Annotated in this window: 11 protein-coding genes and 1 tRNA gene; 10 read left to right on the forward strand and 2 right to left on the reverse strand. The window is 41.7% G+C overall.

Translation table 11 applies throughout. The features are described from left to right. Positions 1 to 160: 160 nt before the first annotated feature. From pds to IM676_RS02185, 4 genes are all read left to right on the forward strand, one after another. Complete coding sequence (gene pds / locus IM676_RS02170) at positions 161 to 1,603, forward strand: 15-cis-phytoene desaturase (RefSeq protein ID WP_200988774.1); 1,443 nt, start codon at positions 161 to 163, stop codon at positions 1,601 to 1,603. Beyond that, positions 1,587 to 2,519 (forward strand): 15-cis-phytoene synthase CrtB, encoded by a 933-nt coding sequence (crtB, locus tag IM676_RS02175; RefSeq protein WP_200988775.1) that lies wholly within the window; start codon positions 1,587 to 1,589, stop codon positions 2,517 to 2,519. The genes pds and crtB overlap by 17 nt, the downstream gene beginning before the upstream one ends. Before the next feature lie 170 nt (positions 2,520 to 2,689). After that, positions 2,690 to 2,781, forward strand: a tRNA-Ser gene (locus IM676_RS02180). Between the two features lie 237 nt (positions 2,782 to 3,018). Then, positions 3,019 to 4,305 carry an ABC transporter substrate-binding protein gene (locus tag IM676_RS02185; protein WP_200988776.1) on the forward strand — a complete coding sequence of 429 codons (1,287 nt, stop codon included), beginning with the start codon at positions 3,019 to 3,021 and terminating at the stop codon, positions 4,303 to 4,305. Positions 4,306 to 4,377: 72 nt separating this feature from the next. On the opposite strand, the gene IM676_RS02190 is transcribed toward IM676_RS02185, so the two are convergent. Continuing rightward, on the reverse strand, positions 4,378 to 4,989 hold the full coding sequence (locus IM676_RS02190) for a hypothetical protein (RefSeq protein WP_200988777.1): 612 nt from the start codon (positions 4,987 to 4,989) through the stop codon (positions 4,378 to 4,380). Between the two features lie 456 nt (positions 4,990 to 5,445). Here IM676_RS02190 and IM676_RS02195 point away from each other — a divergent pair, with 456 nt between their 5' ends. Genes IM676_RS02195 through IM676_RS02210 form a run of 4 tightly spaced genes read left to right on the forward strand, consistent with a single transcriptional unit; the run spans position 5,446 to position 9,273 of the window. Next, complete coding sequence (locus IM676_RS02195; protein WP_200988778.1) at positions 5,446 to 6,903, forward strand: type I restriction-modification system subunit M; 1,458 nt, start codon at positions 5,446 to 5,448, stop codon at positions 6,901 to 6,903. Positions 6,904 to 6,948: 45 nt separating this feature from the next. Then, positions 6,949 to 7,167 (forward strand): hypothetical protein, encoded by a 219-nt coding sequence (locus tag IM676_RS02200; RefSeq protein WP_225880434.1) that lies wholly within the window; start codon positions 6,949 to 6,951, stop codon positions 7,165 to 7,167. Beyond that, positions 7,151 to 7,573: a PIN domain-containing protein gene (locus IM676_RS02205; RefSeq protein ID WP_200988780.1), complete on the forward strand. Its 423-nt coding sequence runs from the start codon at positions 7,151 to 7,153 to the stop codon at positions 7,571 to 7,573. Before IM676_RS02200 ends, IM676_RS02205 begins: the two co-directional genes overlap by 17 nt. Next, the gene (locus IM676_RS02210; protein ID WP_200988781.1) at positions 7,570 to 9,273 is read left to right on the forward strand and encodes a restriction endonuclease subunit S; all 1,704 of its coding nucleotides are present in this window, start codon (positions 7,570 to 7,572) and stop codon (positions 9,271 to 9,273) included. The genes IM676_RS02205 and IM676_RS02210 overlap by 4 nt, the downstream gene beginning before the upstream one ends. 96 nt (positions 9,274 to 9,369) lie before the next feature. Here the strand turns inward: IM676_RS02210 and IM676_RS02215 are convergent, their stop codons facing one another. Then, positions 9,370 to 9,864, reverse strand: a complete 495-nt coding sequence (locus IM676_RS02215) for a pentapeptide repeat-containing protein (RefSeq protein WP_200990045.1) — start codon at positions 9,862 to 9,864, stop codon at positions 9,370 to 9,372. Positions 9,865 to 10,003: 139 nt separating this feature from the next. On the opposite strand from IM676_RS02215, the gene gcvT reads away from it, so the two are divergent. After that, on the forward strand, positions 10,004 to 11,140 hold the full coding sequence (gcvT, locus tag IM676_RS02220) for a glycine cleavage system aminomethyltransferase GcvT (RefSeq protein ID WP_200988782.1): 1,137 nt from the start codon (positions 10,004 to 10,006) through the stop codon (positions 11,138 to 11,140). Positions 11,141 to 11,316: 176 nt separating this feature from the next. Continuing rightward, positions 11,317 to 11,706 (forward strand): glycine cleavage system protein GcvH, encoded by a 390-nt coding sequence (gene gcvH, locus IM676_RS02225; protein WP_200988783.1) that lies wholly within the window; start codon positions 11,317 to 11,319, stop codon positions 11,704 to 11,706. Positions 11,707 to 11,775 lie beyond the last annotated feature (69 nt).

An 11,775-nucleotide genomic window follows, 5' to 3' on the forward strand; every position in this document is an offset into this window, starting at 1 on the left:
TTATTGGCACCAGGATGGAAACACACAGGGAACCGGGAAATTATCCCTTCTGGAAGTTTTTTTCAGAAGCGATCGCACAACTCCTGCCAAATGTAACGGATTGCAACGTATAATGAGAACGACAAAACCATAAAGAAATATTAAAAGGCAGTAAGTTTAAATGCGAGTCGCGATCGCGGGTGCTGGTCTAGCAGGGCTATCCTGCGCAAAATATCTCACAGACGCAGGTCACACTCCCATTGTCTTGGAGCGCCGGGATGTATTGGGTGGTAAAGTGGCTGCGTGGAAAGACGCTGATGGAGACTGGTACGAAACGGGTTTGCACATCTTTTTTGGCGCATATCCCAATATGTTGCAGCTATTTAAAGAACTGGATATTGAAGATCGATTGCAGTGGAAAGAACACACAATGATCTTCAATCAACCTGAAGCCCCAGGAACCTACAGCCGTTTTGACTTCCCGGATTTGCCAGCGCCCTTAAATGGTGTAGTGGCGATTCTGAGAAACAATGATATGCTCACATGGCCAGAAAAAATTAAATTTGGTCTAGGATTGATTCCAGCAATGGTTCAGGGGCAAAAATATGTTGAGGAGATGGATAAATACTCCTGGACAGAGTGGCTACGTAAACAAAAGATTCCCGAACGGGTGAATACAGAAGTTTTCATTGCCATGTGCAAGTCATTAAACTTCATTGGACCGGATGAAATCTCTGCTACCATCCTCCTCACAGCCCTGAATCGGTTTTTGCAGGAAAAGAACGGTTCTAAAATGGCATTTTTAGACGGTTCCCCCACAGAGCGATTGTGTCAGCCCATAGTAGATTACATCACAGAAGGTGGTGGGGAAGTCCGGCTAAATGCTCCCCTCAAGGAAATTTTGCTCAACCCTGATGGTACAGTCAAAGGATTTTTACTCAGAGGGTTAAATGGGGCTGAAGATGAAATCTTGACAGCGGACTTGTATGTGTCAGCTATGCCAGTTGACCCGTTAAAGGTAATGCTACCAAAACCTTGGCAGGAAATGGAGTTTTTCCAAAAGCTAGAAGGGTTGGAAGGCGTACCTGTAATTAATGTCCATTTGTGGTTTGATCGTAAACTCACAGATATTGATCACTTATTATTCTCGCGATCGCCCCTTCTGAGCGTTTATGCTGATATGAGCAATGCCTGTCGTGAATATGCTAATCCAGATCGCTCGATGTTGGAATTAGTTTTAGCTCCGGCAAAAGATTGGATTAGTAAATCAGATGAGGAAATTGTTAACGCCACCCTGGGTGAGTTGGAAAAACTCTTCCCTGACCATTTTGGCCAAGAAAATAACGCTAAATTATTAAAATATCATGTAGTAAAAACGCCGCGATCAGTTTACAAAGCGACACCAGGTCGCCAACAGTACCGCCCCTCACAAACAACCCCCATCAGTAACTTTTATCTCACTGGGGATTACACCATGCAACGCTACCTAGCCAGTATGGAAGGTGCTGTACTTTCTGGTAAGCTGACAGCGCAAGCAGTCTCGGAAGCTTTCCCGGTAGAAAATTCCTCAGACGACCTGCAAACGCCAACCCGAACGCCCGCAACGAATGCTGCAACTGCCTGATTCCCCTCCGCGCATGAAAACGCTGGTCTCTATAGACGAGTCCTACAAACTTTGTCGGCAACTTATAGCCAAGTATTCGGCGACTTTTTACCTAAGCACTTTGCTCCTGAGCGAAGAAAAACGTCCTCCCATTTGGGCGATTTACGCATGGTGTCGCCGTACGGATGAATTGGTAGATGGTCCTGGATCTGCCATGACCACGCCAGAAACCCTAGATTTATGGGAGCAGCAGCTAGAGTCAATTTTCGCTGGGGAACCAGTAGAAAATTATGATGTAGCTTTGGCTGATACTGTTCGACGCTTTCCCATCGAAATTCAGCCCTTCCGGGATATGATTGCTGGTCAGCAGATGGATTTGTATCGCAGTCGCTATGAAACTTTTGAGGATTTATACCTCTACTGTTACCGCGTCGCTGGTACTGTTGGCTTAATGTCAACCTCGATTATGGGATTGGATGAAACTCGAAATTCAGCCCCTTGGAACTGTCAACAGCAGCCTTATATGCCCACTGCAGAAGAAATTGCCTTGGGAATAGCCAAGCAACTCACTAACATCCTCAGAGATGTAGGCGAAGATGCACGACGGGGGAGAATTTATATTCCTCTGGAGGATTTGGCACGATTCAATTACACGGAGGAAGATTTATTTAAAGGTGTAATTGATGACCGATGGCGCTCCCTAATGCAGTTTGAAATTAACAGAGCCAGAGAATTTTATACTAACGCTGAAAGAGGTATTAGTTATCTATCCCCTGATGCTCGTTGGCCTGTATGGGCGGCTCTCATGCATTACAGTCGAATTTTAACCATCATTGAACATAACGATTACAACGTGTTTACCAGACGTGCTTATGTACCTCAGTGGCAAAAGTTACTCTCTTTGCCAGGGGCGTGGATGCGATCGCAAGTTCTTTAGTTAACTCAGTATTCAGAATAATTCGTAATCTGTAAGTTTTGCAACAGCTGTCAGTCTCCTGACTTATAGTCAGGAGATTCTATATTGACGTCCGATACTTCAAATAATTTTATCAACGATAGTTGACTAATTAAAAATACTCTGCTATATTTAAAATCTGTAGCCCATCTGGAGAGATGGCTGAGTGGTCGAAAGCGACAGATTGCTAATCTGTTGTACGGCAGGTAACTCCGTACCGAGGGTTCGAATCCCTCTCTCTCCGTTTGATAAACAAAAATGCCGAAAACCTTTGACTGACTAGTGCATTACCCATGTTATACATCAATTAATATTGATGTTTTAGTCAACATTTTTACTGCCGTGGGTAGATGCTATTATTTATCACAGTCATTAAACCAACAATTCCCCTCTGTTTACAGAGGGGAGTATGAACCTTTGCAGCCTGTCAAGTAAAATCTGACTTTTAGGCTCCTAAATATCTCAGGGGAAAAAGTAAACTGTGTCAAAAATTAATAGCGTCTTAGGCTTGAGCATAGCTACCCTAGCAACAGGTTTCCTTTTAGGAGCTTGCGAAAATGCTAATAACAATACTAATACTACAGGCGAGAGTAGTTCCGGGCTAAAAATTGGTACTTTACTACCAACTACTGGTGACCTAGCATCCGTTGGACAGCAAATGGTAGCCTCTGTCCCCTTGCTAGTGGACACCGTTAACGCTTGCGAGGGAGTGAATGGACAACCAGTTACCCTCATAGAAGTGGACGACCAAACCGATCCTAGAGCGGGTGCTGCTGGTATGACTAAGTTAGCAACTTTAGACCGGGTAGCTGGGGTAGTTGGTTCCTTTGCTAGTAGTGTTTCTACTGCTGCTGTCTCAGTTGCTGTGCCGAATCAAGTGATGTTGGTTTCTCCTGGTAGCACCAGTCCAGTTTTTACAGAAAAAGCCCAAAAAGGTGAATTTCAAGGCTTTTGGGCACGTACAGCCCCTCCTGATACTTACCAAGCCTTAGCATTAGCTCAACTAGCTAATCAAAAAGGTTTCCGACGGGTTTCTACAGTTGTGATTAATAACGACTATGGAGTAGGGTTTGAAAGAGCATTTGTGGAAGCTTTTGAGAAATTGGGGGGAACTGTAGTTAATAAAAATAATCCCGTCCGCTACGACCCCAAAGCCCAAACTTTTGATAGTGAAGCTGCTGCGGCTTTTGCAGGTAACCCCGATGCAGTTGTAGCGGTTCTCTACGCTGAAACAGGTAGTCTCCTCCTCAAAACTGCTTATCAACAAGGTTTGACTGATGGGGTGCAAATTTTACTAACTGATGGGGTAAAATCATCTACCTTCCCAAACCAAGTAGGTCAAGGTAGAGATGGGAAATATCTCTTGGCGGGAGCCCTGGGTACAGTACCCGGTTCCGATGGCCAAGCCCTAGCAGCTTTTAATCAACTGTGGCAAGAAAAAAAAGGCGGTTCCCCCGGGGAATATGCTCCCCAAGCTTGGGATGCTGCGGCTTTGTTGGTACTGGCCGCCCAATCCGCCCAGGAAAATACAGGGGTTGGCATTGCTAAGAAAATACGTGATGTTGCTAATGCACCTGGTATAGAAGTTACTAATGTCTGCGAGGGGCTAAAGTTACTTCGAGAGGGTCAAGAGATTAACTACCAAGGGGCAAGTGGTAATGTAGATATTGATGCCAATGGGGATGTTGTGGGTGTTTACGATGTCTGGACTGTAGAAGCAGATGGTAAAATTAGGGTGATTGACCAAGTTAGTCCTAATCCTCAATAGTCCCTCCCCTGGAAGAAACCCCTATATATATCTAGCCCGCGGTCATAACTTCCGGGCTACTTCTAGATGTAGCTAATATCCTTTGAGGCTAGCTTCCAGGGTTTTCACCTGATGTTGTAATTCTACAATCCTTTCCATATGCGATCGCTCCAGAGAATAACCTAACCAAATAAAGCTAGCACCGAATACAGTCACCACCCCAGCCAAAATACCAGTTAGCAGTGTCACCTGGGAACGAAGATGTTTCACTTCCTGCAGTTGATACTGAGGCTTAATTAGAGGATTAAGCTTTGGGTCGGGATTTGCTAGAACAACTTGTTTTTTGGCAGAAATGTTGAATGCTGTTTGGGTCGTTTTGAAAGCAATCTTGCTGTGCATCCAGTTAGTGATTAGTTGAGGCCCATTATTTTTAAACCAACGCCAAGCAAAAATTCTAAAGACTGGCTTGGATGTTCTGGAAATAAGTTTGAGAATTCTATTAAGAGTGCGAGCAGGAAATTTATGGTTAATCAGGTTAACTGACCCAGCATCATAGAGAGAATCCATTATTAGCTTGACTGTAGTCTCTTCCCTTGAAATCAAGTTCTGCAGCAACAGAAGAACATCATGCATGAGTTCTTTTTCTTTCTGGTTTTCTATGACAATATTCTTAGTCCGATGAGATGATTGCTCTGGTTTATTCATATATATAAAGGCTAATTTTGGCTCAAGTAATTGATTGTTATTATCCAAACTGGAATGATTACTGCAACAATCAGGAATATATCCCCTGGAAGGTTGCATTATTGAGCAACTAACTAATGGTGTAGCTGTGGGGGATAACATTTTGATTATTATTGCAGAATTTCGGGGATGGCATCAAGATAAAAAACTATATATTTCTTAGAGGATGTTTGATAAGTTTTCAACAGGTAATTTTGATCTTAGGGAACAGGGAACAGGGAACAGGGAACAGGGAACGGGGAACGGGGAATGGGGAATGGGGGACACACAAAAAACAATAAAATCCAGTCCCCTCCCCTTACAAGGGGAGGGTTAGGGAGGGGTGAAACAATAGTTGATACACTAATCATGACTTGACAAACATCCTCTTACATTGACCAACCCACTAGGACAAACGGGACAAAGACAAAATTTATTATGTCTATCAGCACTACAATTAAAAGTATTCAAGATACCATGCGCAAAGATGCGGGCGTTGATGGTGACGCCCAACGCATCAGTCAATTAGTTTGGATGATTTTCCTCAAGGTTTTTGATGCTCGTGAACAAGAATACGAACTCCTAGAGGATAATTATAAATCTCCCATTCCTGAAGGTTTGCGCTGGCGTAACTGGGCTACGGATTCAGAAGGAATTACCGGAGATGCTTTACTAGATTTTGTCGATCATGCTTTATTTAAAACTCTCAAAGACCTGAGAACTACCGCCACTGATCCCCGTGGGCAAATGATTGGTAAGGTATTTGAAGATGCCTACAATTATATGAAAAATGGTACTCTCATCCGCCAAGTAATTAACAAACTTAATGAAATTGACTTTAATAAAAAAGAGCAGAAAAAACAGTTCAGCCAAATTTATGAAAAGATTCTCCAAGATTTGCAAAGTGCGGGAAATGCAGGAGAATATTATACTCCCCGTGCGGTGACTAAGTTTATTGTCGATAGAATCAAACCGCAATTAGGGGAAATTGTCCTTGACCCCGCTTGTGGTACAGGTGGGTTTTTAACAGCAACTATTGATTATATTCGCCAACATTTCCAAAGTGCTGATGTCCCACAAATTCTGCAAAGGACAATTTGCGGAACTGAGAAAAAGCCCTTACCTTATAACCTGTGTATCACTAATTTGATTTTACATGGTATTGATATACCCGCCGCTGAACATGATAATACTTTGGCGCGACCATTGCGGGACTACAGTCCTCAAGAACGGGTAGATGTCATTATTACTAATCCGCCTTTTGGGGGGATGGAAGAAGATGGAATTGAGGATAATTTCCCCGCTACCTTCCGCACTAGGGAAACCGCAGATTTATTCTTAGTGCTGATTGCTAATTTACTCAAACAAGGCGGTAGAGGCGCAATAGTTTTACCAGATGGAACTCTGTTTGGGGAAGGTGTGAAGACTCGCATTAAGGAAAAACTGCTGCAAGATTGCAATCTACATACAATTGTGCGGTTACCCAATGGGGTATTTAATCCCTACACAGGTATTAAGACTAATCTGCTATTTTTCACTAAAGGGGAACCCACAGAAACCATCTGGTATTATGAACACCCCTACCCAGGGGGGTATAAGTCATATTCTAAAACTAAGCCGATTCGCTTTGAGGAGTTTGCACCAGAGCAGGAATGGTGGGATAAGCGCGAGGAGAATGAATTTGCTTGGAAAGTTACAATTACTGATTTAAAGGCGAATAATTACAACCTAGATATTAAAAATCCCCACCAAGTGGATGTAGCACAAGCTGATTTAGATGAAATGTTAGCAGAGTATCACAAACTCATGGGTGAGTTGGGTGATGTGCGCGGTAAGTTAAAATTTGAGTTGATGTCAGCTTTGAATGATCAAGTTAATCAAACTATAGAATCATAGATAGAAACAAAATATCTGAAAATATCTGGAGATGAGATTATGCAGATGGAAGTAGTAGAATTTCAAGGTATTGTCAAAGATGGTGTAATTCAAATTCCCGAAATTTATCAAGGAGAACTAGATGGAGAGTCTGTAAAAGTAATTGTGATGAAAAAAGTTAGAAAAACAGCAGCAGTAAATATTATTGCTGAACTCATGGAGCATCCGGTTGAGTTTGAATGGCCACCTTTGACACGAGAGGAGATTTATGACCGCAATTCATGAGAATGGACATTTTCTAGATTCTAATATCTGGATTTATGCCCTGGCAAATCATGAATACATTAACAAACGCCATATAGCTTGTGGTTTAGTCAATGGTGAAGGGGTAATCATTAGTACACAAGTTATTAATGAAGTATGTCTTAATCTCATTAAAAAATCTTCTTTTACTGAGCAAAAAATCACACAGTTAATAGAGGCATTTTATCAAGGTTATCACATAATTACATTTAATCGTGATATTTTTGTGAACTATTCTCATCTTAGGAGTAGGTATAATTTCTCTTTTTGGGATAGTTTAATTGTTGCTTGTGCTTTAGCTGGGGGAGCAAGTATTCTCTATTCTGAAGATATGCACCATGGGTTATTAGTAGATAATAAATTAGAAATTGTGAATCCGTTTAAATGAAAGTAGATACTTTTTTTCAAAATTTTGAATTGTTGACTGATGCGCCAAATGCAACAGCTAAGTTGCGGGAGTTGATTTTGCAATTGGCTGTCATGGGTAAGCTTGTGCGCCAAGATGCAAATGATGAACCTGCTTCAGTTCTGTTAGAGAAAATAAAGCTTGAGAAAGAGAATTTAGTTCAGCAGGGTAAAATTAAGAAAGATAAACCAATACCTATAGAGAAAAGCTTTGAGTTACTCAATAAAATTCCTCAAAACTGGCAATGGGTAAAACTTCAAGATGTTTGCATTGTAATAACAGATGGAGATCATCTAGCTCCACCACAAACAGAAATTGGCATTCCTTTATTAGTAATTGGTAACGTCAGGAATGGTTTTCTAGATTTTACTAATACTAGATTTGTCCCTGAAGAATATTTCACAAGGCTTGATGTAATCCGCGTTCCCAAGAAAGGAGATATTCTCTATACGCTAGTAGGTTCATACGGTATTCCTGTTTTAGTCAATACAGATAAACCTTTTTGTGTACAACGCCACATATCAATCATTAAACCGTCTCAATTTTTCAACGTTGAGTATCTAAAATATTTGCTCAGTTCTGAGATGGTTTTGAAACAAGCAACTGAATGTGCAACAGGAATTGCTCAAAAGACTGTTCCTTTAAGCGGATTAAGAAAGATGGTTGTACCCCTCCCACCCCTTGCGGAACAAAAACGGATTGTAGAGAAGTGCGATCGCCTGATGTCCCTGTGCGACGAAATCGAAAAACAGCAGAAACAAAAGCAAGATAGTATTGTGAGGATGAATGAAAGTGCGATCGCTCAACTCCTCTCCTCCCAAAATCCCGATGATTTCCGCCACCATTGGGAACGCATTTGTAATAATTTTGATTTACTTTACAGTGTCCCTGAAACTATTCCTAAACTACGTCAGGCGATTTTGCAATTGGCTGTCATGGGTAAGCTTGTGCGCCAAGATCCAAATGATGAACCTGCTGCGGTGTTATTGGAAAAAATAAAGCTTGAGAAAGAGTGGTTGATCAAGGAGAAAAAAATTAGAAAGTCACAAATATTACCAGCGATTGAAATAGACGAAGTAGCATTTAAACTACCTGTAGGATGGGAGTGGACAAGATTAGATGATATATGCTCTAAAATTACTGATGGAGTTCATAAAACACCAAAATATACTGAATGTGGAATTCCATTTTTATCTGTCACACAGTTAAAAAATGGAATGCTAGATTTTAGTAATACTAAATATATTTCACATGAAGACCATGAAATATATTATCAAAGATGTAACCCTGAAAAGGGTGATATTTTGATATGTAAAGTTGGCGGCACAATTGGCATTACAACTGTTGTAGAAGTAGATATTGAATTTAGTATATTTGTTCAATTAGCCTTAATTAAACAAATTATAGTAAATCCCTATTATTTAAAATTTGTTTTACTCTCAGATGAGGTTCAAAACTATATTAAAGAAAACTCGGTGGGTTCAGCTATACCCTATATTTCACTCGAAAAACTCAAATATATTCAAGTTCCCCTCCCACCCCTTGCGGAACAAAAAAGGATTGTAGAGAAGTGCGATCGCCTGATGTCCCTGTGCGATCGCCTAGAAGCCAAATTAAAACAAGGGAGAGAAAGCAGAGAAAAGCTGATGGAAGTTGCAGCAAAGCAAGTATTACTAAATTAGCACCAGGGAATTAATGAACTTAAATACATCTAAGCAGGGGTTTTCACCCCTGGATTCTAAATTATATCCCTGAATTAAAAGTAATATACTGTATTATTACTTACATTGGAGAGATTCGCGAGTATCTACACCAGTTTGAGGATTCACCCCACTAGCTTGAGCGCAGAGTTTTTTAATTTCCGGTCCATCTAAAATCGCATCGGTAAAATCAGCCCCGGTGATGTCCACATTCTCAAAGATAGAACGTAACATCATCGCATTGGTAAATACAGCATCAGTTAAATCAGCACCTTTAAACTTAGTCAAATAGGCTATACCATCGCTAAAATCTGCACCATGGAGATTTACCCCCTCTAACAAAGAGCCATTGAACACACCGCCGCGGAAATTCGTATTACTAAAATTAGTGTTCTTTAAAACCACATTGGTAAACTCACTCCCCACCAAATCTTGACCCGAATAATCTTTTACCTCTACTTCCTCACCCACAGAACGGGTGATACTAGAAGAACTAGCAGCTTGAGCGGAGAGGGGGAAGAAAAACACAAAGGTAACTAAAACCAAACTAGCCAGTAGTTGCCAATACTTAATCATTTTTTTGTTAACAAATCTCAACAATTATATTATTCACTATTACAGCTGACTGACGGTGATTAACCCCCGCTAGCCTGAGCCATAACCATAAAGCATACCCTAGGATATATAATGACCTGCGATCGCATAAATACCCGTGGCTCATCAACAAGACATCACCCCATCCCTAAGGCGAACCCCCTTATATCAACTAGGTGCAGAACTCAAAGCCCGCTTTACCAGCTTTGGCGGTTGGGAAATGCCTGTACAATTTACTGGTATTAGTCAGGAACATGAAGCTGTGAGAACCACAGCGGGGATGTTCGATATATCCCACATGGGTAAATTCACCCTCCAGGGTAAACACCTAATTAACCAACTTCAGCCCTTAGTACCCTCAGACCTCAACCGACTAAAACCAGGTGAAGCACAATACACAGTCTTACTCAATCCCCAGGGAGGAATTATTGACGACATCATCATATACTATCAAGGTGAGGACAGCACCGGCACACAAAAGGCTGTACTAATTGTCAATGCAGCCACCACCGATAAAGATAAAACATGGCTATTACAGCAAATAGACCAAAATCAGCTAGAATTCCAAGACCTGTCACAATCACAAGTATTAATTGCCATCCAAGGACCACAGGCCGTTAAACATCTTCAGACCTTAGTACAAGCAGACCTACAACCTATTAAACCCTTTGGTCATCTCCAAACAACTCTACTGGGTAAACCCGCCTTTATCGCCCGCACCGGTTACACCGGAGAAGATGGTTTTGAGGTCATGGTAGATGCAGATCAGGGTATAGAATTGTGGCAAAGACTCCATCAAACCGGCGTTACTCCTTGCGGACTAGGTGCTAGAGACACCCTACGACTAGAAGCAGCCATGGCCCTTTATGGTCAAGATATTGACGACACCACCACCCCCCTAGAAGCGGGTTTAGGGTGGTTAGTTCACCTCGACAGTAAAGATAATTTTATCGGGCGAGAAATTCTTGCACAGCAAAAAGCCCAGGGAGTGAAAAAGCGATTAATCGGCCTACAAATGTCAGGGCGGAATATTGCGCGCCATGGCTACCCTATTCTATCAGCAGGTGAAGTTGTGGGCGAGATTACCAGCGGGACTTTATCCCCCACATTAGGCTATCCTATAGCCTTAGCCTACGTTCCTACTCCACTAGCAAAGGTGGGTGAACAGTTAGAAGTAGAAATACGTGGTAAGAATTATCCGGGTGTTGTAGTCAAACGTCCGTTTTATCGCTCCCAAAATCGTCTCACTAACTGATAATGTGTTTTGAGTTACCTAATTTAAACTTCAGTAGGTGCAACAATAGCTTATACCTCCTTCCGCCAGAAGGGGGAAGCTAACTATGTTCTACCTACAGGGAAACTCGTAATTACCGCCCCTAAATTAGGGAACTGTGGGCGCTAACTATTTTGATATGGAAGGAAAAAACTAAAATGTCTTTTGAATACCCCCAGGACTTGAAATATCTAGATACTCATGAATACGTGCGGCTAGATGGGGAAATTGGTACCATTGGTATTACTGAATTTGCTATAGACCAAATGGGTGATGTTGTCTTTTTGGAATTACCAGACATTGGTGACCTAGTAACCAAGGGAGAAACTTTTGGCACCATTGAATCTGTGAAAGCCGTTGAAGACCTCAATTCACCAGTTACCGGTACAGTCATAGAACGCAATGAGGCTTTACTGGATTCTCCCGAACAAATAGCAGAAGACCCCTATGGCGAAGCCTGGTTGTTAAAAGTACGTGTTAATGATCCCGATGAGGTACTGGATGGTTTGAGCGCTGATCAGTACCGCGCCCTGGTAGAAGGGGAGTAGATGAGATATGTAGGGACAAGTCCCTACAGTCTTTGAATATTTGTTGCAAAATATGAAGTAGTTACGTTT

It is taken from the genome of Anabaenopsis elenkinii CCIBt3563, from assembly GCF_015245355.1.
GTDB lineage: Bacteria > Cyanobacteriota > Cyanobacteriia > Cyanobacteriales > Nostocaceae > Anabaenopsis > Anabaenopsis elenkinii.